Source organism: Peribacillus sp. Bi134 (genome assembly GCF_918698065.1).
GTDB lineage: Bacteria > Bacillota > Bacilli > Bacillales > DSM-1321 > Peribacillus.
In genome coordinates, this window is record NZ_CAKKLN010000009.1 from 200,254 (window position 1) to 220,549 (window position 20,296).

23 protein-coding genes and 1 riboswitch are annotated in these 20,296 nt (G+C 38.7%); of the genes, 14 read left to right on the forward strand and 9 right to left on the reverse strand.

Going from position 1 to position 20,296, the window contains the following annotated elements:
• Positions 1 to 49 precede the first annotated feature (49 nt).
• Together LQ188_RS21250 and sulP are read left to right on the forward strand one after the other, a co-directional pair.
• Positions 50 to 643: a carbonic anhydrase gene (locus LQ188_RS21250; RefSeq protein WP_101223292.1), complete on the forward strand. Its 594-nt coding sequence runs from the start codon at positions 50 to 52 to the stop codon at positions 641 to 643.
• Positions 644 to 659: 16 nt separating this feature from the next.
• Entirely contained in the window at positions 660 to 2,417 is a 1,758-nt protein-coding gene (gene sulP / locus LQ188_RS21255) for a sulfate permease (protein WP_230178116.1), read from the forward strand.
• A gap of 236 nt (positions 2,418 to 2,653) precedes the next feature.
• Here sulP and LQ188_RS21260 read toward each other — a convergent pair whose 3' ends face one another.
• Both LQ188_RS21260 and blaOXA read right to left on the reverse strand, forming a co-directional pair.
• The gene (locus tag LQ188_RS21260) at positions 2,654 to 3,313 is read right to left on the reverse strand and encodes a DUF1796 family putative cysteine peptidase (RefSeq protein ID WP_230178118.1); all 660 of its coding nucleotides are present in this window, start codon (positions 3,311 to 3,313) and stop codon (positions 2,654 to 2,656) included.
• A gap of 190 nt (positions 3,314 to 3,503) precedes the next feature.
• Positions 3,504 to 4,295: a class D beta-lactamase gene (blaOXA, locus tag LQ188_RS21265; protein WP_101223288.1), complete on the reverse strand. Its 792-nt coding sequence runs from the start codon at positions 4,293 to 4,295 to the stop codon at positions 3,504 to 3,506.
• A gap of 199 nt (positions 4,296 to 4,494) precedes the next feature.
• Here blaOXA and LQ188_RS21270 point away from each other — a divergent pair, with 199 nt between their 5' ends.
• The 3 genes from LQ188_RS21270 (at position 4,495) to LQ188_RS21280 (ending at position 6,192) form a co-directional block, all read left to right on the forward strand.
• Positions 4,495 to 5,139 carry an alpha/beta hydrolase gene (locus LQ188_RS21270; RefSeq protein WP_230178120.1) on the forward strand — a complete coding sequence of 215 codons (645 nt, stop codon included), beginning with the start codon at positions 4,495 to 4,497 and terminating at the stop codon, positions 5,137 to 5,139.
• A 94-nt stretch (positions 5,140 to 5,233) separates the two neighbouring features.
• Positions 5,234 to 5,620, forward strand: a complete 387-nt coding sequence (locus tag LQ188_RS21275) for a DUF1801 domain-containing protein (RefSeq protein WP_230178122.1) — start codon at positions 5,234 to 5,236, stop codon at positions 5,618 to 5,620.
• Positions 5,621 to 5,700: 80 nt separating this feature from the next.
• Positions 5,701 to 6,192, forward strand: a complete 492-nt coding sequence (locus LQ188_RS21280; protein WP_230178124.1) for a PTS glucose transporter subunit IIA — start codon at positions 5,701 to 5,703, stop codon at positions 6,190 to 6,192.
• 112 nt (positions 6,193 to 6,304) lie between these two features.
• On the opposite strand, the gene LQ188_RS21285 is transcribed toward LQ188_RS21280, so the two are convergent.
• Positions 6,305 to 6,883 (reverse strand): hypothetical protein, encoded by a 579-nt coding sequence (locus LQ188_RS21285; protein ID WP_230178126.1) that lies wholly within the window; start codon positions 6,881 to 6,883, stop codon positions 6,305 to 6,307.
• A gap of 575 nt (positions 6,884 to 7,458) precedes the next feature.
• Between LQ188_RS21285 and LQ188_RS21290 the strand changes: the two genes are divergently transcribed.
• Entirely contained in the window at positions 7,459 to 7,875 is a 417-nt protein-coding gene (locus tag LQ188_RS21290) for a VOC family protein (RefSeq protein ID WP_101223282.1), read from the forward strand.
• Between the two features lie 72 nt (positions 7,876 to 7,947).
• Here the strand turns inward: LQ188_RS21290 and LQ188_RS21295 are convergent, their stop codons facing one another.
• Complete coding sequence (locus LQ188_RS21295) at positions 7,948 to 8,463, reverse strand: GNAT family N-acetyltransferase (RefSeq protein ID WP_101223281.1); 516 nt, start codon at positions 8,461 to 8,463, stop codon at positions 7,948 to 7,950.
• Positions 8,464 to 8,611: 148 nt separating this feature from the next.
• On the opposite strand from LQ188_RS21295, the gene LQ188_RS21300 reads away from it, so the two are divergent.
• Together LQ188_RS21300 and LQ188_RS21305 are read left to right on the forward strand one after the other, a co-directional pair.
• Positions 8,612 to 9,055, forward strand: a complete 444-nt coding sequence (locus LQ188_RS21300) for an ATP-dependent metallopeptidase FtsH/Yme1/Tma family protein (protein ID WP_101223280.1) — start codon at positions 8,612 to 8,614, stop codon at positions 9,053 to 9,055.
• Between the two features lie 244 nt (positions 9,056 to 9,299).
• Positions 9,300 to 9,378, forward strand: a riboswitch (ZMP/ZTP riboswitch).
• A 106-nt stretch (positions 9,379 to 9,484) separates the two neighbouring features.
• Positions 9,485 to 10,684 (forward strand): phosphoglycerate dehydrogenase, encoded by a 1,200-nt coding sequence (locus LQ188_RS21305; RefSeq protein ID WP_101223279.1) that lies wholly within the window; start codon positions 9,485 to 9,487, stop codon positions 10,682 to 10,684.
• Positions 10,685 to 10,778: 94 nt separating this feature from the next.
• Here LQ188_RS21305 and LQ188_RS21310 read toward each other — a convergent pair whose 3' ends face one another.
• From LQ188_RS21310 to LQ188_RS21320, 3 genes are all read right to left on the reverse strand, one after another.
• Positions 10,779 to 10,946, reverse strand: a complete 168-nt coding sequence (locus LQ188_RS21310; protein WP_170971670.1) for a hypothetical protein — start codon at positions 10,944 to 10,946, stop codon at positions 10,779 to 10,781.
• Positions 10,943 to 11,104 carry a hypothetical protein gene (locus tag LQ188_RS21315; protein ID WP_230178127.1) on the reverse strand — a complete coding sequence of 54 codons (162 nt, stop codon included), beginning with the start codon at positions 11,102 to 11,104 and terminating at the stop codon, positions 10,943 to 10,945. The genes LQ188_RS21310 and LQ188_RS21315 overlap by 4 nt, the downstream gene beginning before the upstream one ends.
• A gap of 400 nt (positions 11,105 to 11,504) precedes the next feature.
• Positions 11,505 to 11,972: a hypothetical protein gene (locus tag LQ188_RS21320; protein ID WP_101223278.1), complete on the reverse strand. Its 468-nt coding sequence runs from the start codon at positions 11,970 to 11,972 to the stop codon at positions 11,505 to 11,507.
• Between the two features lie 379 nt (positions 11,973 to 12,351).
• On the opposite strand from LQ188_RS21320, the gene LQ188_RS21325 reads away from it, so the two are divergent.
• The 4 genes from LQ188_RS21325 (at position 12,352) to LQ188_RS21340 (ending at position 15,238) form a co-directional block, all read left to right on the forward strand.
• Positions 12,352 to 13,413 (forward strand): M4 family metallopeptidase, encoded by a 1,062-nt coding sequence (locus LQ188_RS21325; protein ID WP_230178128.1) that lies wholly within the window; start codon positions 12,352 to 12,354, stop codon positions 13,411 to 13,413.
• Between the two features lie 32 nt (positions 13,414 to 13,445).
• The gene (locus LQ188_RS21330) at positions 13,446 to 13,763 is read left to right on the forward strand and encodes a protealysin inhibitor emfourin (RefSeq protein ID WP_101223277.1); all 318 of its coding nucleotides are present in this window, start codon (positions 13,446 to 13,448) and stop codon (positions 13,761 to 13,763) included.
• 482 nt (positions 13,764 to 14,245) lie between these two features.
• Positions 14,246 to 14,800, forward strand: a complete 555-nt coding sequence (locus LQ188_RS21335; RefSeq protein ID WP_230178129.1) for a competence protein ComK — start codon at positions 14,246 to 14,248, stop codon at positions 14,798 to 14,800.
• 168 nt (positions 14,801 to 14,968) lie between these two features.
• Positions 14,969 to 15,238 carry an excalibur calcium-binding domain-containing protein gene (locus LQ188_RS21340; protein ID WP_101223275.1) on the forward strand — a complete coding sequence of 90 codons (270 nt, stop codon included), beginning with the start codon at positions 14,969 to 14,971 and terminating at the stop codon, positions 15,236 to 15,238.
• Positions 15,239 to 15,446: 208 nt separating this feature from the next.
• On the opposite strand, the gene LQ188_RS21345 is transcribed toward LQ188_RS21340, so the two are convergent.
• The gene (locus tag LQ188_RS21345) at positions 15,447 to 15,749 is read right to left on the reverse strand and encodes a hypothetical protein (protein ID WP_230178130.1); all 303 of its coding nucleotides are present in this window, start codon (positions 15,747 to 15,749) and stop codon (positions 15,447 to 15,449) included.
• A 430-nt stretch (positions 15,750 to 16,179) separates the two neighbouring features.
• Here LQ188_RS21345 and LQ188_RS21350 point away from each other — a divergent pair, with 430 nt between their 5' ends.
• Entirely contained in the window at positions 16,180 to 17,493 is a 1,314-nt protein-coding gene (locus tag LQ188_RS21350; RefSeq protein WP_230178131.1) for an Nramp family divalent metal transporter, read from the forward strand.
• A 96-nt stretch (positions 17,494 to 17,589) separates the two neighbouring features.
• Entirely contained in the window at positions 17,590 to 18,567 is a 978-nt protein-coding gene (locus LQ188_RS21355; RefSeq protein ID WP_230178132.1) for a D-glycerate dehydrogenase, read from the forward strand.
• A 337-nt stretch (positions 18,568 to 18,904) separates the two neighbouring features.
• On the opposite strand, the gene LQ188_RS21360 is transcribed toward LQ188_RS21355, so the two are convergent.
• Complete coding sequence (locus LQ188_RS21360) at positions 18,905 to 20,176, reverse strand: cation:dicarboxylase symporter family transporter (protein WP_230178133.1); 1,272 nt, start codon at positions 20,174 to 20,176, stop codon at positions 18,905 to 18,907.
• Between the last annotated feature and the right edge of the window lie 120 nt (positions 20,177 to 20,296).

A 20,296-nucleotide genomic window follows, 5' to 3' on the forward strand; every position in this document is an offset into this window, starting at 1 on the left:
TACATAGAACATATCCATCATATTTCAACACGAGAAAGGAGAATAAATAATGTCAGTCATTTCTAGCATTCTGGATTACAACAAGACGTTTGTCGAACAAAACAAATATAAAGAGTTTCAAACGACAAAGTATCCAGATAAAAAGATCGTCATCATAACATGCATGGACACCCGTCTGTTGGAATTGCTTCCAAAGGCGATGGGGTTAAGAAATGGAGATGCGAAAATCATTAAAAACGCTGGAGCTATTGTTTCTCATCCCTTTGGCAGCATTATGCGCAGTATCCTTGTCGCTGTTTATGAGCTAAAAGTGGAGGAAGTGTGTGTGATCGGACATCACGGATGCGGTATGGTGGGGCTTCAATCCACTTCACTTCTTGATGCTGCAAAGGAGAAGAAAGTCACTCAGGAGCAAATTGATATCCTAACAAACTCTGGTATTGATTTATCAAAGTGGCTGACAGGTTTTCAATGCGTTGAGGAGAGTGTAACGAATAGTGTCCGTTTGATCAAAAATCATCCATTATTACCGGATTCAATCGCCGTTCACGGTATGGTCATCCATCCCGAAACGGGTAAATTGGATCGAATCATAGATGGATATAGAAACGTTGTCAGCAAGGAAGAAATACAAATTCAATAAAAGAAGGAGCGATAAAATGATGAGTTCTAGCAGGCTTGAAGGGTATAACTTAGGCCATTTTCAGAAAGACCTGGTTGCAGGGGTCGTAGTTGGGATAGTAGCAATTCCTTTAGCGATGGCTTTTGCCATTGCTTCCGGAGTAAGACCGGAATATGGACTGTACACATCAATTATTGCAGGAATCATGGTCTCCCTTTTTGGTGGATCGAAATATCAAATTGCAGGCCCGACTGGGGCCTTTGTCCCGGTCTTGTTAGGTGTGGTCATGCAGTACGGATATGAAAAACTGTTAATCGCCGGCTTCCTGGCAGGTATCATGATATTTCTTATGGGTGTCCTCAAACTGGGAAGATTCATCAAGTTTATTCCCCGTCCAGTTACGATCGGCTTTACTGCTGGAATTGCTGTGATTATCTTCTCTGGCCAGATTGCCAATTTCTTTGGACTCAGTAACTTAAAAAAAGAAGAAGCCTTTCTTTTAAATATGAAGGAAATCTTATTGAACTTCAATACAGTGAATATCTATAGTGTACTGGTAGCTATCATAAGTTTAACTCTCGTCATATTAACTCCAAAATATTTACCGAAAATCCCTGGAGCATTGCTGGGATTGATTGTATCAACTCTAGTCGCCAGCTTATTCTTTCCAGGCCAGGTAGCGACAATTGGATCGGCCTATGGCGCCATTCCTAATGCATTGCCCCAGTTTCAGTTTCCCCAGATCACTGGCGGTTTGGTGATTGAACTCCTTCCGGCTGCTTTGGTCATTGCCATGCTAGGAGGAATTGAATCACTATTATCCGCTGTGGTTGCAGACGGCATGACCAACAGTAAACATAACAGCAATAAAGAGCTGATGGGACAAGGATTGACCAATATGATTACGCCTTTATTTGGAGGCATTCCGGCTACAGGTGCCATCGCCCGTACCGCAACGAATATTAAAAACGGTGCTGTCTCCCCCATATCAGGCGTGATTCATGGGCTGGTGGTATTGCTCGTATTAGTCAGTTTGGCTCCTTATGCTTCGGCCATTCCTTTGGCCAGCATGGCCCCCATTCTTATGTTTGTCGCCTGGAACATGAGCGAACGCAAAGAATTTTCGCATATCTTAAAAGCAAAAACCATGGACTCGGTCGTATTGATCGTTACCTTCGTGTTAACCGTATTGATTGACCTGACAACAGGTGTAGGGATTGGATTACTATTAGCCATCCTGTCGTTCGTTAAACTGATGAGCGGTACATTGAAATTATCAAAGGTATTACCAGATCCAGCTGATAAATTAGTTAAACCAGAAATGGTGCAACAAGGTTCAAGCTGCCCGCAGATTAACATTTATACGATAGAAGGACCTTTATTCTTTGGTTCAATCGAAAGGCTGCAAGAAGAAATCGAAGATATGATGCGTTCTAAACCAAAAGTCCTTCTATTAAGAATGAGCAATGTGTCATTCATTGATACTTCGGGAGAAGCACTTCTCACAGACATTGTGAAGCGATTCAAGTCCCACAAACTACAAGTGTTGATTTCCGGTATTCAACAGGAACCTAAAGAAATGCTCGAAAAAACCGGTTTTACTAAACTGGTTGGTGAAGAGCAGTTCTTTTCCAGTACGGGTGATGCCATTAATAAGGCTTTATCCAAACTGGATGAGAATCGTTGTAAAGGGTGTAAACAGTTTTCATTTGCTGAATGTACCGCACTCTCACAGCAAGTTCAAAAGCCAGCGTTATTAAAACAGAAAAGAAAACGGGAGATAGGATTAACTTGACTCCTAAAGAAGAGAAAGGCATCCGCTTTTGGCAGATGCCTTTCTCTTAAACCTTTTTAATTAATTCACCATCACCAAGGGCGATTAATGTGATTTATGATTGCCTAAACGATATTTGCTTTAAAAAACTAAATAAGGATGCGAAAAGGCGTTGATGACCCGATGAAAAATTTAAGACAATAACTAAAATCGTCCAATTTGAAATAGTTAACACATTAGCGTTATTAGCTCAGTGGTTAATCCAGACTATTCAATTGTATGCCACTATAAACATGATCCCAAATGGCCTCATCCCAAATTTGGTTAGGAACTTCTAAAACACAAACATTTTCCAGGTTCCATTCTAATTCAGAAATACTTGTAGCCTCATCCGAGGGGACTAATATTAATACATTAAATTCTTTTTCTTTTAACATGTCCTGCATTGCTTGGTGAAACAAATAGGCTTGGTCATATTTTGTTGACCATCTTACAAATAGGATTGAATCACTATTGTTAATCGTTTCATTGAATCTTGCAATTCTTTTATCTAAATTTTCTTTGAAATAAGGATATGTTTCAAACCATTCTTTATCAGGCAGGATGGGGAAATCGTGAACTGAAGTAACTTTATAATGGTTATCTCTGACCAAATAGGTATTTACAGCATTTATATCCACGTCATCATCAAAATAAGTACCGGAACCATCTACTAAAGTTAAATTCCTCAATTCCATATATTCCTTGAACTGATTTTTATATAGCCTGGCCACTTCTGCAAATGACTCAGTATAGACCCAGTCAAGAGGCAAAGAGAATCTTCTTAAACCAAGTCTTCTTAGGTTCAAAGTGGGAGTGCAAGCACTGCCACAAGGAATGATTACATCATAAGATTTCTTGATTTCGGTTAATTTCACTATTAATCCCCCTTTCTATATTATCAATACTATATTAGATGAAAATTTTCTTTTTTTTGATTGGACAAACCAAAAAAAGGCTTCAGAGCATTCAATCCAACTTGATTATTTGTAGGTATTAAAATGGTTTTAAATATCTTTTTAGACAAAGCAAAACGCATGCCCAAGAATTAAGAGCATGCGTGAACTTTTATTCTTCTATGATATCCAACTCTTTCAGGGCATCCAGCGTAATCGTTTTGGCTTTGCTTCCGCTGCCGTCGATGTTCGTTGCGAAGGCCCATTTTCCTTTGTCCGTTTCGATGTAACCCACATACCAGCCCAATCCCATATCAGAAAGGCGTGTCCCGGTTTTTCCATGGAGGACATATGAGTCTGCTTCTTCATTGATCATGATTCTCTTAACGGTTCTCATATGCTGCTTATCGATAGGCAGTTTTTCTTCTACAAGGTTCTCGATGAATTGGACTTGTTCCCGGGCAGAAATCCTAATGCTGCTGTCGAGCCAAAACTGGTCGATCCCCCCGGAGATATCATGATTGCCATAATCTATCAGGTTCACATATTGCTGCATATCTTCCGCCCCGATATCGCGGGCCATTGCTTGATAATACCAGATCACTGAATGCCTCATGGCTGAAGCCAGCGTATGATCTCTGTTCCAATCCTCAAATTCCCTGATTACACCATCCCACCGCTTCACTTCATATTCATCGCTTACCGCCTTTGTCTGTAAGCCGATTAATGCATTCGCCACTTTAAATGTCGATTCTGGAGTGTAGCGTACCTTACTTCTCTGTTTATCATAGATAAACACTTTATCATTTTTTAAGTTTTGGAGAACCATTGTACCTTCTGCACCATCGAAAGACTCCCCGATATCCAGTTTTTTCACCTTTTGATCGTTTGCACTTGCATGAATCGTACTCATGGAACCAGTGACTAGCAGGACAAGAATGAAACATAACGCTTTGATTTTCATTACACACTCTCCTTCAAGGCTGGATTGATCGATCATCAAAGTAATTTCCAAAAAATAGGTTGATAGCTAAAGTATACCTATTCCTGATAAAAAACGAAACCTAATTCTTGGAATCTAGCTAGATAGTATCGATCAAGGAGGAATTCAGTAGGTAGCTAATGAATATAAAAAGCAAACGATAGAAGGGGAGGAATCTATCATGGAGGTTAACCAAAGAAAAATAAATAGTATTGAAAAAGAAATTACATACACACATATTGAAAACGGAAATCCAGCAGTTTGTTTTATGTATTCAGGTGCGGGGTACACGTATGAGAAGCCGTTATTCTATTATTCGACGATGATCATGCTTCAAAATCAGTATGATGTCGTACATATTCATTACGCTTACGACCAGGATATTTTCAAGCATCCATTGGTAGATATCACAAAAGTGATCGTTAATGATATCAATCCCGTCATTACGGAGGTACTTCAAAATCATGAATATAAAGGAACAGTATTTCTAGGCAAATCACTTGGCACCATACCCATCATCAATGGAATCATGAAAAGTGAGCGGTTTATGAATGCCAAAGTGATATTGCTCACTCCGCTATTGAAGTTCGATTCGGTTTTTGAAGGATTATTGAGCAGTAATCATTCAGCACATATAGTTATAGGAGAAAAAGATCATCATTATATTCCAGCTAAAATTCAAGCGATTGAAAATAAAACGAATATAAGCATGGATAAAATCCCACATGCAAATCATTCATTGGATATTGAACCTTTCGATACTTCAAGGACGATTATCATGCTAGAAGGTGTAATGAATAGAATGGAAGAGTTTTTAAAAATATAGGTTAGCGAAATGCAAAAGGGATTCAATCCATGGATTGGTGGGGGAGAATGTTATAATAAGAGTATTGTAGTTTGGATTTAAGAAGGGAGAAAAGATGGAGGGTACCAATACAATTCATTCAATTGATGAATACATTATACAATTTCCCGAAGAAGTTCAGGAAATATTAAAAACGTTAAGAAAAGTCATAAAGGATGCAGCACCGGATGCAGAAGAAAAGATAAGCTATCAAATGCCTACCTTTGTTTTATATGGAAATCTGGTGCATTTCGCTGCCTATAAAAAACATCTAGGATTCTATCCAACTCCAAGCGCGATCTCTGCTTTTGAATCTGCTTTATCTGAATATAAATGTTCAAAAGGGGCCGTTCAGTTTCCGCTAAACAAGCCAATTCCTTATGAATTAATAACCGAGATGGTTAAATTTAGAGTGGAACAGAATAAAAAGAAAGCAGAAGGGAAATTGAAAAAGAAAAAATAACAAAAACTATTATCGGAATTCACCAAATATTTAACTATTGATTGTGAGATTCAAGAACGAAAGGGAAAGGTGGAAATATCATGTTCAAAAAATTATTCGGTAAAAAAGAGAGTGTGGAACAACTGCTTGCTCCTATTAATGGACAAGTAATAAATATTGAGGATGTTCCAGATCCGGTGTTTTCCGGTAAAATGATGGGGGACGGAATAGCAATTCTTCCTGAGGAGGGGTTGGTCGTATCTCCAATCGATGCAGAAGTAATCCAGGTTTTTCATACTAGACATGCGCTAGGCCTACGCACAAAGCATGGCATAGAATTGTTGATTCATATTGGATTGGAAACAGTTAACCTTAATGGTGAGGGATTTGAAGTCCACGTTGCAGAAGGGCAAAATGTAAAAGCAGGAGACAAGCTAGTTACATTTGATATCGATTTTCTAAAATCAAAAGCTCCAAGCATTGTAACTCCGATCGTTATCACGAATGGCGAGCTAGTTGAAAAACTGGAAAAAACAAATAGTACCCAGGCAAAAATTAAAGAAACACAGATTATGAGTGTTTATTTGAAATAACAAGAAAAGGCCATTAGACTTCAGGTGCCTTCTAGTACATGAAAAGCAGTCCTTGCTGGCGAGTGCCGGCAAGGACTGTTTTAATATAGCTGCAAGACTTCAGCACAGTGTACTAATCCAATTGCACATGTCCTAAATCACTATTAAATGATTTAAGATCGTTAATTAACTGGTTAATATTTTGGCTTGGACCGCTATCATATAGAGCATTTCTAAATCTTAAGAACTTGGTTCCCTTTTCTATTAAATTATTCAATAGCACATTTTCAGGGAATCTTAGTGTGGATTTCTTAGGAATATCATTCCATTCTTTGTTAGCTAAACCATGGTACCATGTGAATAATATAGCAGGATTCTTTTCTTTTAGCCTGTGCATTTGCCAACCCATAGAGCGTCCAGAAAAGCCGAAGTTGCCAATATCGGTATTTAAACAATCATACATTGCCTGTAAAATTGAAAACCAAATACCATCAACCTCATCCCAATCATAAAAGCTCGAGAGAAATTGATTTTGATAAGATATAATGACTGTGCCGTATAAGGAAGTTCCTTTTGAAGTAAATAACTGTTGATTTCCCAGTTGGTTAGCGCTTGAGTGATGGATTGGGATAAAATCTTCGTTAGCAAATAAATGTTTATTAACAATGGCATCATAACTATTTTTTGTTATATATGTTTGAATGGTAACCATTTATGAACCACCTATCCCATAGGGTAATGTTGTTTCCCATCTATTTTTTGAACTTGTGTTGCATTTGCAAAACGAGGATTGCGCTACTTGCATAATAGGGCATGGCTATTGGAGGACGAAATGATTGGGATCAATCCTGGTAAAACAACTGAAATCAGAAAATTTTCCGGATAATTCATGTTTTAATACTAATTTTCATATGCATGCCTCCTTAAAAGTAATTAATTTTAGTAAAGCATGGAATTATATAATTTTTATTTCAAAAAAGAGAAGAAGTGTTTTAGTTATGAAACCATCCGGTATACGAATTTCAATTTTTATGCACGATCCAATGTTGAAGTAGCAAGGGGAGAGGGATATACTTCTTGAAAATTTCTTAAGGTAAACTCCCAGGTTGTTTTAAAATTGAATCAGCCTGTTTAATATTTGAAATTCTAGTAGGTGAATTATGAATGTTCCCTGTGACTAAGGTTGTATCCGTTCAATGTGAATGCAATCACTGCTGCAAGCAGGATAATCGAAAAATGCAGCGAATAGTAGGTGAGTGAACAAATAAATCAAGTGAGGGTGATTGGATGGGAGTTCAAGCAGAAAAGATCTTTGTAAACTTGCCTGTTAAAGATTTGGATGCCTCAGTAGAATTTTTCACAAAGGTCGGCTTTGAGTTTAACGAGCAAATGACCAATGAAAATGCGACATGCATGGTTATCAGCGAGTCCATATATGTCATGTTATTGGTGGAAGACTACTTTAAAACGTTTACCAAGAAGGAGATCCCGGATTCTGCAGCGAGTACCGAAGCCATCGTCGCCCTTTCCGTTAAAAGTAAGGAAGAAGTCGATGAGATCGTGAATAGGGCACTGGATGTTGGCGGAAAGCCTTTTAACGAAGCCATTGATCATGGTTTCATGTATGGTTGGAGTTTTCTGGATATCGACGGACATTCTTGGGAAGTATTTTACATGGACGAAAGCGGATTTAACCAAAATTAAACCAAAAGCAAGGCACAATCCTTCACGAAGGACTGTGCCTTTTTTGTGTTAGTAAGCGATCTTAGCTGAAGTTTATAACAATACTTGGCTAATGTCTTTCCACTCATAAACCAATAGATTCAATTCAGCGCCAGCCATTTTGATTTTTTCGGTTTTAAGCAATTCAGCACCAAATGCCTCATAGAAGTATCGAGATTTATTGTCTTCAAGCACCTCCACGAATATTGTCTTAAATCCCAGTGCCTCGAATTTTAAAAATAACTCTTTGATGAGTTTCTTACCTATCCCCATTCTTTGAAAATTTTCGAGGATATATATAGCAGTTAAATCACCGGAATTCTCAACTTGATTCGTGTCCCTTTTCCCGCCATCTATAAATCCAACTATTTTTCCTTCATTATTTTCTGCGACATAAACATAATTACCATCTCTATTAATATTCTTTATCCATATGTCTTTCCTTTTCTCATAAGACAGATTATCTAAAAAATCACTCGGCATTATTTCTTTATAAGTAGTTCGCCAGCAATCCACATGGACTATTGCTATACCTTCCGCATCTGCAACCGATGCCTGTCTTATTAGCATATTAGTTCCTCCTTTTTTTTGGTTTGCTATATTTCCTATATTTTACTAATAATATCCATCTTGCAACTAATCGGCCTGATATATTCCAAGAATTAACTTTGTGTGTTACTATTTCCTATAGTTTGTTTAATGTGGAAGAAGGTATGAGATGAAACGGATTTTCCGTAGTAAAGTATTTTATTTAATAATCTTCTTGGTTACCTTGGGGGTTGTGCTGGTTTTTAACAATGACAAAGAACCGACTGAGAAATTAAGTGAAGATGAATTTTTTACAACTTTAGAGGATGGGAAAGTGACATTTTTAAAGGTGGAGTCACAAAATAGTGTTTATGAAATAAGAGGTCGGCTGGTAGGGTATGAAAAGGATCAATACTTTATCGCGTCTGTACCAAATAGTGGAATATCGCTAGACAGAATGATTAACGCCATAAGGGAACAGGATATAGGAAAAATTGAGTTTATCCCAGACACAGAGACAAGCGGATGGGTCACCCTTTTAACAACGACCATTCCGTTCATGATTATTTTTATGCTGTTTTTTGTCATTATATTATTTACAGTTGTAATAAAAAGATTGGGCCGTCCTAGATAATATAGGCTTGTTTGGAGTTTTCGTCGATATTTCTGTTTCAGAGATAAATCTATAGTTTTCGTTGATATATTCCCATTTTCGGAGATAAAACTATAGATTTCGTCGATATATTTCTAATTTCGCAGATAAAACTGTAAGTTTCGCCGATATTTCTGGTGAGTTGTGGATTCTGCAAAAAAAGGGATAAACATATAATTTGATATTGAAGATTGCAGAATAGTTTGATAGAATGAAATAAATGAAAAAGACTATGTGCAACTGGCGAAACACGGATAACCGTGAGGGAACACATAGTGTCGTAGCCGTTCGCCTGGGCAGAGGTAAGGGATTTTATCCCTTGCCTCTTTCTGTATATTAACAGATAGTGAATGTTTAAAGTCAGTATTTTGAAATTTCAAAACTATCATATTCAAAAGAGGAGCAAACAAAATGAGCACAATTCTTTTAGAAAAAGTGAAAACGATCAAGGCGTTAAATAATATTGCCGAAAGCGGACTGAATGTATTCAACAAAGGGGATTTTACGGTTGATAATGACAGTGAAAACCCTGATGCAATCGTTCTTCGCAGCTTTAACATGCATACTATGGAATTCGGCGATCAGTTAAAGGCAATCGCAAGGGCAGGGGCTGGAGTCAATAATATTCCGGTCGACAAATGCACCGAGCAGGGAATTGTCGTTTTCAATACACCAGGGGCTAACGCAAACGCTGTAAAAGAAATGGTGCTGACGACATTAATGGCTTCATCTCGTAACCTTTTTGCCGGTGTGGCTTGGACAAAGACGCTTGAAGGCGAAGGAGAACAAATTCCGAAGCTTGTTGAAGCAGGAAAGAAACAATTCGTTGGTAAGGAAATCAAGGGAAAAACACTTGGCGTAATCGGTTTAGGAGCGATCGGTGCACTTGTAGCGAATGATGCGCTTGATTTGGACATGGATGTCATTGGCTTTGACCCGTTCATCTCTGTTGATACAGCTTGGAACTTGTCACGCAATGTACAGCGCGCCATGACGATTGAAGAATTGTTTGCAGAATCTGATTATATTACAGTACACGTTCCATTAACTGACGACACAAGAGGAATGTTCAACCAAGAAACATTCAGCATCATGAAGCCGGGCGTACATATCTTGAATTTCTCACGCGGCGAGCTAGTGAATGAAGATGATATGCAAGCTGCACTTGAAAGCGGAAAAGTAGGCAAGTTCATTACAGACTTCCCGAATGAAAACGTGTTGAAAATGAAAAATGTCGTTCCAATTCCGCATCTTGGTGCCTCTACGCTAGAGTCAGAGGAAAACTGTGCCATCATGGCAGCTCGTCAGTTGAAGAGCTTTTTAGAAACAGGGAACATCAAGAACTCTGTGAATTTCCCGAACACTTCCATTCCTTATACAGGAAACCGTCGTGTGGCAACTTTCCACGAAAACGTTCCGAACATGGTTGGGCAAATCACGCTGGCTGTATCTGGCTTTAATTTGAACATCGCTGACATGGTTAACAGAAGCCGTGGGGGATATGCATATACGATCATCGACATTGACGGTGAAGTAAACGGCGATATCATTCCTGGCTTGGAAGAAAAAATCAAACAAATCGAAGGCATCGTTACAACTCGTATTATCTAATTGGAAACGGAAGAAAGATGATTAATAGTGAAAGCCTCAATTCCTTTAAGGAGTTGAGGCTTTTTTAGGCTTTGTGTATTAAACTGAAAGTCTGTCAGGGTTTCACCTCCGTTTTTTCTTCATAATGTACAAACAACATTAAGTAGAGTGCGAATAGAAGATGCAAATAAAGCGGAATATCCTTATCGTTTTGAATGGCAACAAATACGTAGATTCCATATAGCAATATAGGAATGGTTAAAAGGATTCTGAGCTTAGTCATATGCCACCCTCCCATTTACCCTCAAATATTAATACATCAAGCATTTGAGCCACTTGAAAATCCTTTTCTGCTGTTGCGTTTATAAAACTTGTACAATTATTTTCCCTCAGAACATCTGCTAATAATTGTAAATCCATTGTCATTTTTGCTGGTTTCATTGATTCATCCTCCTAATTAACCAAATATTCAGTCACTTCTATTAATACAATAGTATGAAGTACTGAGAAAATGCTGTCAATCTATATTCCATCTGTACTCATTTTAAGTTAATGGATTCATAATTTATCTACCAAAATAACTATCTCTTATAAATATCTACTTAGTGAGATAGGCAAAACGGTACCCAATAGGGGAAGCATTGCGATCAGCTGAACGCCAGGGAGCAACTTGTTGCGAACCTAAATCAATGTAACCTTAAATTCTCAGCCAACCTTTCAGTTCAATATGACTTTTGTTAATTTCCTCTAAGTAAAAGAATCGTCCCTATGAAATACAGAGACGATTCCTAATGTGAAACACCATTTCTACACAGAATGGATTACCCTATACTGTTCTTCCTCAAAAATTCTGATGCTGATGAAGGATATTCGATGTTAAAAAAGCTCCAACAGGAGGTAATTGCCCGGAATAGGCATTACCGCTAACAGGATATTCATTCAGAGCTATATCAGTAGTGGCAATCCATGATCCAGACTCACCTGCTTGCAGAGAGGGAGGCTTCATAAGAAAACGTCCTTGAAGAATGAAATGTCGAATCCTAATCTGGAAATCATCCATTATGGTCAAGTTGCCAGAGAATGTGGCATAGGGTGAATCAAATGCGATTTGTTTGGTGCTTTCATTCCATAATCCATTAATCGGAATGGGTCTGCCACGAAAATTAACCGTACCAACCACCCTATTATTTGTAATAGAGTCAATGATGAGTGTGCCCCAAATAATCGTCCTGCCAGCTATTGAAGAGTGGATACCCCAAACAGATGGGAATGGAAAGCTAATTGAAGCAGTTCCCTGTGAAGTTACCAATGCTATTCCCTCCCTTGAAGGTTGTTTATGTTCTGAGGAAGATTCCTTGTTTAAAGCAGTATATGCAGCACGAGCAGAATAATTTAATAAACAAAGGTGAAGTACTGCATCCCCTGCCTGAAGTTGCATTCCTGATGAGTTAACAGTACTGCTGGAAAAAAGGAATGAACGGGTCAGAGGAAGGAATGGAGGGAAATGAGGTATTTACGGCGAAAGTAATCTATAGAAATGTGTTGAAAATAGGAAGAGCATCAAGGTAACCATGTAAACGGATTTAAACTGCTAATGAACCGTTGTTGAAGCCAAAAGCATTAAGAAAGCAGCACTCTTGAAAAAAGAAATCGTAATAGATCGTAAAAAACATGAAGGAGTGACGGATATGCACAAAAGAGATTGTTCCAAATTGAAGTGTCATTGTTTCATCGTACCAAACTATATTCTTGAGAATTTGGCACAAAATGAAGTGGAAGAAGCACGGATCAGTTTAGCGAAAAGCCGTCAAGTGCGCAGGCGCAGAATTATGAAAGAATACGATATTGACGGTGTTGTCGCTTTAACGGATGCAGGATCTGGTCGTCAAGGTGAATCTGCCCGCCATGTTTATGATTGCAGGGGGGGAACGAAACTCCGGGAGAATGAGGCAAGAAAAGAAGGAGATCGATCAAGTGCAGATTCTGTTGTTAACGCTGCATATGATTATAGCGGAGTTGTGCGTGATTATTTCAAGGATGTCTTACACCGTAATTCAATTGATAACCAAGGCCTTGATCTCATTCTGAACGTTCATTATGGGAATAAATTCACGAATGCTTATTGGGACGGAGATGAAATGGTATTTGGTGATGGCGATGGGGTCATTTTTAGCAATTTTGCCAATTCACTCGATGTAATTGGCCATGAACTGACACATGGGGTTACGCAGTTCACAAGTGGATTGGAGTATGAAGGCCAGTCCGGGGCATTGAACGAACATCTTTCAGATGTGTTTGGAGTTGCCATAAAACAATTTCATTTAAAGCAAACAGCAGGTGATGCCGATTGGCTAATCGGAGCTGATATAATGGGACCAACACTCAAAGGGCAGGCCCTCCGTTCGATGAAAGCGCCAGGTACGGCATTTGACAATAAGTTAATGGGTAAAGATATTCAGCCTGATCATATGAAGAACTTCTATAAAGGAGAACGCGATAATCATGGTGTCCATATCAATAGCGGCATACCAAACAAGGCCTTTTATCTAGTATCGATGGAAATCGGAACAGACAAAGCGGCATTGATCTGGTTCAATGCGATGCAGAATCTATTTGCGACGGCGAATTTCAATCAATTCGTGCAAATTGTCATCAAGGCAGCGCAAAAACTTGTTGATAGCGGAGAAGTTACGAAAACAGCCATCAAGACAATTGAAAATGCTTTTAAAGCGGTTGGACTGCCTGAGTAGTCATATTCCATGAATAGGAGGCTCCATCTACCATGCATATCAAATTTAGCTGCATAGGGGGATTTGCCAACCTCGACTTGAATTTTCAGATCGATACAGAGAAATTACCGAAAGAGAAAAATGAGGAATTGCAGAACTTAATGAAGACAGCTGACTTACCCAATGCTAGCCAAAGTATAATGTCAGGAGCTAAAGCGCAAGGGTTCGACGCATTTTCATACCAGCTGGATATAGCCGATGAAAAGAAGAAGCAGTCTTACTCATTCACTGACATAACAGCTCCAGAGGAAGTAAGACCCTTATTGGATTATCTACGGAATTTAGCAATTGAAATAAAGATGGCAGAATAACCAAGAAAAAAGTCTATCATCACGATAGACTTTTTTTGTGTTCTTAAAATTTCACAAAAATGTCATTTCATTTCACTTTTATATGAATTTTGGCTGTTTGTTCGCTAAATGGACACATATTAACAAGAAAATAGCAATTTAGAACAGCAGATTTTAAAAGGAAATTCGCAAGTATAGACCTTTACTGGGATTTTGTAAAGAGTCAGCCAATCAAACAGGCGATGCAGTCACAAAAGGAAATCAATTTTGAAAGAGGTGAAATTAGCTGGATTTTACAAAAAAATCATAAAATAGGATAATAGTCGCATGGGGGTGAATGACATATCAAGAAATGAAAGTGACGATAGACGGAAATCAAAAAACCCCTAGGTGAGTACGTCCTGGAAGACATCACCTAAGGGCTTGCGAGCAGGAGTATACCTGCCTCTATATCCAGTATACTCCAAAAAATATGAATAGGGAAATGGGGAGTGAATGGAAGGATGATACGAAAAAACTATTTATTGAATAAGGAAACGGTGGGATTGATGGAGCGTTACGATTCCAATGGTGTGGAGATGTCCACGGTAGTGGAGGGAGAGAACACATTCCATGTTGCCCAATCGCGCCAGGAAATCCTGAATAACACGTTAAACTACTTTGGGTTGAATCTGGATGGCGGACTTGCAGCAGCCAAATCCGTGCTTGGCGGAAAATATAGGCTGCCAGTCTGCATAAACGCCCAGCAGGGAATGGTCTGGTTCTCCTCCCGCTCATTCCGGAAAAGAGGAGGAATCTGGTTTTCCTACATCCACATTCGTGACTTGGAGGAAATGAACGAAAAAGAAACGCTGGTCCACACAAGCTATGGACATTGCCTTCCTGTATCATTAAGCAAAAATCAGCTCGCCTTCAAAAGGGACCAAGCGTCCTATCTGCATACTACCTTCCATGAACGTTCATTGGGAAAAAAGACCTATTATTACGAACCGGGAAGCGGAATCACCTTTTGCAAAGAACCTGGGGAGGCCCATTACAAGGTGAAAGGGAAGGAATAATAAGATGAGATGAAAACCGCCGCATTGGCGGTCTTTTTTAGGATTAGATAAAGTGAGAGCGGGTTTTATTCAAGTAAACTCTAACTATAGAAATATAGTTATTGTAAAAAAAGAAATGATACATTATGATTAGTAAATAGTTAATATTTAGGAAAGGGAGTACGTATTTTGAAAAGATTATTTGCTATTTTACTATCTTTTGGTCTAGTATTGGGTCTCTCGTTTGGCGCGAATGATGTTGCCAGTGCCAAAACAAAGGTGAAGACGTATAAAAACTGTACAGCATTGAATAAAGACTACAAAGGAGGCGTAGCTCGTACATCTTCCGTTAAAAATAAAGGAGGAAAAACGAAATACAAGCCTCACGTTTCAAAGGCGCTTTATGATGCCAATAAAAAAAGCGATCGTGACAAAGACTTGATCGCTTGTGAAAAATAAGAATTATTCTGAGGGACCTTTTATAGGAAGGTCTCTTTAATTTGTAGATAAAAGGTGTTCCATCTGAATTATTAAACAAAGTTGATTGGAACGGAAGGTGAGAGACTCCTTCGGAAAGCGAGTGCCTGGAGAGGAAGGTTCATTTTTGTACAAAACTAAAAAAACGGAAGCTAAAGCCTATACAGGTCTTTAGCTTTTTTCTCGTGGGTTATCTTTCAAACCGTCCAAAATGTGTATTTTCCCGATTTATAAGTGCATCCCCAAGATTAATTCTGCTCATAAGTCTTTCATGGTCCGAAGGAAAACGTTCTTTAATGTTTGCAACTCCCTCTATTGTTGGGATATTACCATTAGGCATAGGACGTTCTTCTCTTTGAAATCCGGGGTTCAAACTATCATTAATCATTACGGGTCTTTCAATGGTATCGTTATCATCATTATTAGTAGTGGGATTATTAGTTGGGTCTCTATCTACATTATTAAATGGATCATTGTTAGTATCTTGTGGCATATATTTCACTCCTTCGCTTATATTATCCTCTGATAGCGTTAATCTATTCGCACGCTGTACTTATCCTTTTTTATATAGTAACAACAATCCTGAATTTTCTAATCAGCAACAACTTGAATTTATCAACAAGTACGAAGGGTCAAAAAAAACTTCTAAATATTATGATTGACTTACATTTTAATTTGTCTTACAATTTCAATGTAAATAGTCAAAACATTCAATTAAATGGAAGGGGAGCTTTTTTAACATTTTTGATTCACTTCAACATGAAGCATGACAACATAAACAGCATCGTAAACTTTATGTCAGTTTCAGAAATGACATAAAGCTCTGTCATAATTTCAATAACTGTTTGTCCAGAGTTATCAAAGTATTAATGCTTTAGAAAAAATGAAAGCGAATACATACTCTTTGGGATGGAGTGAATAACATGAAAAATCAATCAAATCTTGCTGAATCCACTGTGATTGTTCCTGAGGTCGTAAGTAAGAAACCAAATTTCATCACGAAGTTTAAAACATCCTATGGTCCGGGGATCCTTGCCGTGTTGACGTGGCTTGGAGCCGGGGATCTGGTGACTTCTTCTGTTGCCGGGGCAGATTATGGATATAGTTTAATGTGGATTTTAGCACTGTCATTAATCCTTCGTTTTCTAATCGTTAATGTTATTGCCCGGTTCCAGCTTTGTAACACAGAGGGGTTAACCATACTTGAAGGATATGGACGTATCCACCCATTTTTCGGTTACTTTATGTTTGGTTATGCATTAATCATGGGTCATCTTTTTAATGCCTATATGATTAAGGGAGCGGGAGAGGTATTATCGACCCTATTCCAAGTTAATCAGCCATTCTTAGCTTCAATGGTAGTTGTAGGATTAGTTTTTATGCTTATTGGCAGGAATATTTATAATAGAATCGAAAGTGTAATGAAAGTGCTTTTGGCATTATTGACGATTGCTTTCTTGTTCCTCGCCATTCAGGCTACACCGGATGTGGGGCAAATCATTAAAGGAACAGTTGGGTTTAGCATTCCAAGTGATACTGGCGTTCATGGAGCATTATTGGTAGCAGTTTCAATTATCGGTGCAGTGGCAGGATCGATTTCGAACTTTGTTCATCCATATTTCATGAGGGAAAAGGGCTGGACGAAACCGAGTCATCTAAAGGTTCAAAGAAATGATTTGCTGTTTGCCATAGGAGTTTGCATTGTAATCAACTTGGCCATTTGGGTTGTTGGGGCAGAAATTTTAAAACCGAATGGAATTCATGTGGAAACGATTGATGACTTGGCAATGGCATTACAAATGTCGTTAGGAAAATTTGGCTGGTACATTTTCTATCTCGGTGTTTTTGGGGTATTATTCGCGAGTGTAGTAGGCAAGTCAACTGGTTTTCCAAGATTGATTGTAGATGCCTTTTACGTAATAAATAAGGATCGTCGTGAAAAGTACAATGGTAAATATGAAAAAGATCCAATGTATAAATGGGTTATGATTTTTGTATTGGTCACCCCAATCATTTGGTCCATTCCCGGCATGCCTGGTTTCATTGCATTGACGATTGGCGTTAATGCAATAAACATAATCGGTTTTCCGGTAATCGCAATTGGCATGCTGGTGCTATCAAATAAAAAAAGCTTGATGGGGAAATATAAAAACAATTGGTTCGAAAATATCATTCTATCCTTAGCTTCCGTTTTAGCGGTTTGGTCTGCCGTTCAATTAGCTACTACCTTTTTTTAAATAATGGTAGATTATAGATAGAGGCGTAAAACATAAAGGTTATGTCGACTTTTGATCCCGACGGGGTCCAACTTTATTGGAAGTGAGGTATCAGTGATGAAACCGAAAGTAATTGTTTATAAGAAAGTGGATCAGGAAGTGCTGCAATATATTCGAGAGACTTGTGATGTTGTTTATTTTGAAGGCCTTGACTCACGAAATCACTCTGAATTCCTACAAGAGCTGAAGAACGCACAAGGTATATTAGGGTCAGGATTAAAGGTGGATAAAGCTTTACTGGATCAAGCACCGCAATTAAAAATCGTCTGTAATTCATCGGTTGGATACGACAATTTGGATGTAACCGAGCTGTCCAATCGCGGAATCATGGCTACGAACACTCCCGAGGTATTGAATGAGACAGTCGCAGATACGATCATGGGCTTGATGCTGTCCACAGCAAGAAGAATGCCAGAGCTGGATCAAATGGTAAAGTCAGGGCAATGGACATCGAACATCGGAGAAAAATCGTTTGGGTTGGACGTGCATCATAAAGTATTAGGCATAATCGGCATGGGCGGAATAGGCTCTGCCGTTTCGAAAAGGGCTCGTTTTGGATTCGATATGAACATCTTATATCACAACAGATCCAGAAATGAAGAAGCGGAACAAAAGTATGGAGCTACATACTGTTCTCTGGAAGATCTGTTAAAGCAATCTGATTTTGTCTGCTTGATGACACCGCTAACTCCACAAACTGAAAAAATGATGGGGGAAAAAGAATTCAAGCTCATGAAAGGGTCCGCGATCTTCATCAATTGTTCAAGAGGGAAAACGGTGGATGAAGAAGCCTTGATCACTGCGCTTAAGACTGGTGAAATTCATGCGGCAGGACTGGATGTCTTTGTACAGGAGCCCGTCAAGGAGGACAATCCTCTGCTTTCCATGAAGAATGTCGTCACTTTGCCTCATATCGGTTCCGCAACATATGAAACCCGCAAGAAAATGGCGATGCTGGCAGCAACCAACCTTGTAGCAGGATTACAGGGAGAAACTCCGCCTACCTTGATCAAATCTGGGGTAAAGGTAAAGTGATCTTTTAGACAACATTTATAAATTAAGCTGGATAGCCTTATTTGGGGCTATCCATTTTTTTGATCTCGCATTATTCAATATTTTTACTTATTCTGCAAAACAAAAAAGCCCTCACTATAAAGGAGGGCTTTTATATGTTATTCAACTACTTCAGCCATTCCATCAATCAATCTTAATTACGGCTCAGCCCTGAAAAACCTGGGTTTGTCATCTCGTAAGGATAACTTGTAATCGGAAGGTTTTCAACTGCATGCAATGTTTGGATACCTTACTATGCATGCACTGGTACTTGTTATATCTTTCTCAATACGTACGGTATGATTTATATGGATATAGTTTATGCTACGTCTGATTGTTTAATGGAATCAACGTAATGGTTTGCTTTCTTCTGGTCAAATTCTCCTTCCCACTTCGACATGACAATCGCCGCCAATGAGTTCCCCACGACATTAACCGCTGATCTTCCCATATCCAAAATTCGATCGATACCGGCAATGAACGCAACACCTTCCACCGGCAGTCCCATCGAACCAAGAGTTGTTAAAACAACAACAAATGACGCCCCCGGAACGCCAGCCATTCCTTTTGACGTTAACATCAATACTAGTAACAAAGTAATCTGTTGTGTAATGGATAGATCAATTCCATACATTTGTGCTACGAAAAGTGAAGCAAGTGCTTGGTAAATCGATGAGCCATCTAGATTAAACGTATAGCCTGTTGGAATAACAAAAGAAGTAATGGATTTCGGGCAGCCAAACTTCTCCATTTTATCCATAAGCCTTGGTAATACCGACTCTGAACTTGCTGTTGTAAAGGCCAAAATCAGTTCATCCTTTAACACTTTCAGGATAACAAAAATGCTTGTCCCAGACATTTTCGCTATAATTCCAAGAATGACGAACACGAAGAATACCATCGTCACATAAACAGCAACTACCAGGTTCCCTAAAGGAATTAATGTTGCGATACCAAATTTTGCAACGGTTACACCAATGAGTGCAAACACACCAAAAGGGGCAAATTTCATGACTAGATTCGTCACCCAAAACATAACTTCCAACACACCTTCAAAGAATCCAAGAATAGGCTTTCCTTTTTCGCCTATCGCAGCCACACCTAAGCCGAATAAAACAGAAAAGAAGATAATCGGTAATAAATCCGCTTGAGCCATTGATTCAAATACATTTTGAGGAACAATATGAGAAATTGTTTCACCAAAGCCACTGCTTCCAGCCGTCTTTGTTGTTTCTTCATATTTTGAAATATCACTTTTTTCAAGACTGCTTGTATCTAAGCCAGCCCCCGGATGGAACAAGTTTGCCGCCAGTAATCCAAGAACAATGGCAATTGTAGTGACAATCTCGAAATAAAGAAGGGTCTTCCCGCCTAATTTCCCTAGTTTTTTAATATCGCCGACTCCCGCTATTGAAACCACTAATGCAGCCATGACGATCGGGATGACAATCATTTTAATTAAATGAATGAAAATATCGCCGATAGGTACCATAATGGCCATGGCTGCTTCATTACCATGGAATAAAGCACCGACAACGATACCTAGTACAAGTGCAATGAAAATTTGAGTAGCTAAGCCAAACTTTTTCATTTAAATTCCCCCTTTTATATTGTTAACGCTTTCAATTTTTAGATTATTTTAAGTTTATGATCATCCTACCGGAACCTACTGAAACCTACTGATATTTACAAGTGATAGAAAAAATAAAAA

Coding starts and splice junctions, on each gene's coding strand:
- LQ188_RS21290 (WP_101223282.1), top strand. CDS start 7,459: ATGGGAGTTCAAGCAGAAAAGATCTTTGTAAACTTGCCTGTTAAAGAT.
- LQ188_RS21280 (WP_230178124.1), top strand. CDS start 5,701: ATGTTCAAAAAATTATTCGGTAAAAAAGAGAGTGTGGAACAACTGCTT.
- LQ188_RS21345 (WP_230178130.1), bottom strand. CDS start 15,749: ATGCCACAAGATACTAACAATGATCCATTTAATAATGTAGATAGAGAC.
- LQ188_RS21270 (WP_230178120.1), top strand. CDS start 4,495: ATGGAGGTTAACCAAAGAAAAATAAATAGTATTGAAAAAGAAATTACA.
- LQ188_RS21285 (WP_230178126.1), bottom strand. CDS start 6,883: ATGGTTACCATTCAAACATATATAACAAAAAATAGTTATGATGCCATT.
- sulP (WP_230178116.1), top strand. CDS start 660: ATGATGAGTTCTAGCAGGCTTGAAGGGTATAACTTAGGCCATTTTCAG.
- LQ188_RS21295 (WP_101223281.1), bottom strand. CDS start 8,463: ATGCTAATAAGACAGGCATCGGTTGCAGATGCGGAAGGTATAGCAATA.
- LQ188_RS21275 (WP_230178122.1), top strand. CDS start 5,234: ATGGAGGGTACCAATACAATTCATTCAATTGATGAATACATTATACAA.
- blaOXA (WP_101223288.1), bottom strand. CDS start 4,295: ATGAAAATCAAAGCGTTATGTTTCATTCTTGTCCTGCTAGTCACTGGT.
- LQ188_RS21350 (WP_230178131.1), top strand. CDS start 16,180: ATGAAAAATCAATCAAATCTTGCTGAATCCACTGTGATTGTTCCTGAG.
- LQ188_RS21310 (WP_170971670.1), bottom strand. CDS start 10,946: ATGACTAAGCTCAGAATCCTTTTAACCATTCCTATATTGCTATATGGA.
- LQ188_RS21335 (WP_230178129.1), top strand. CDS start 14,246: ATGATACGAAAAAACTATTTATTGAATAAGGAAACGGTGGGATTGATG.
- LQ188_RS21300 (WP_101223280.1), top strand. CDS start 8,612: ATGAAACGGATTTTCCGTAGTAAAGTATTTTATTTAATAATCTTCTTG.
- LQ188_RS21355 (WP_230178132.1), top strand. CDS start 17,590: ATGAAACCGAAAGTAATTGTTTATAAGAAAGTGGATCAGGAAGTGCTG.
- LQ188_RS21315 (WP_230178127.1), bottom strand. CDS start 11,104: ATGAAACCAGCAAAAATGACAATGGATTTACAATTATTAGCAGATGTT.
- LQ188_RS21330 (WP_101223277.1), top strand. CDS start 13,446: ATGCATATCAAATTTAGCTGCATAGGGGGATTTGCCAACCTCGACTTG.
- LQ188_RS21325 (WP_230178128.1), top strand. CDS start 12,352: ATGCACAAAAGAGATTGTTCCAAATTGAAGTGTCATTGTTTCATCGTA.
- LQ188_RS21250 (WP_101223292.1), top strand. CDS start 50: ATGTCAGTCATTTCTAGCATTCTGGATTACAACAAGACGTTTGTCGAA.
- LQ188_RS21305 (WP_101223279.1), top strand. CDS start 9,485: ATGAGCACAATTCTTTTAGAAAAAGTGAAAACGATCAAGGCGTTAAAT.
- LQ188_RS21360 (WP_230178133.1), bottom strand. CDS start 20,176: ATGAAAAAGTTTGGCTTAGCTACTCAAATTTTCATTGCACTTGTACTA.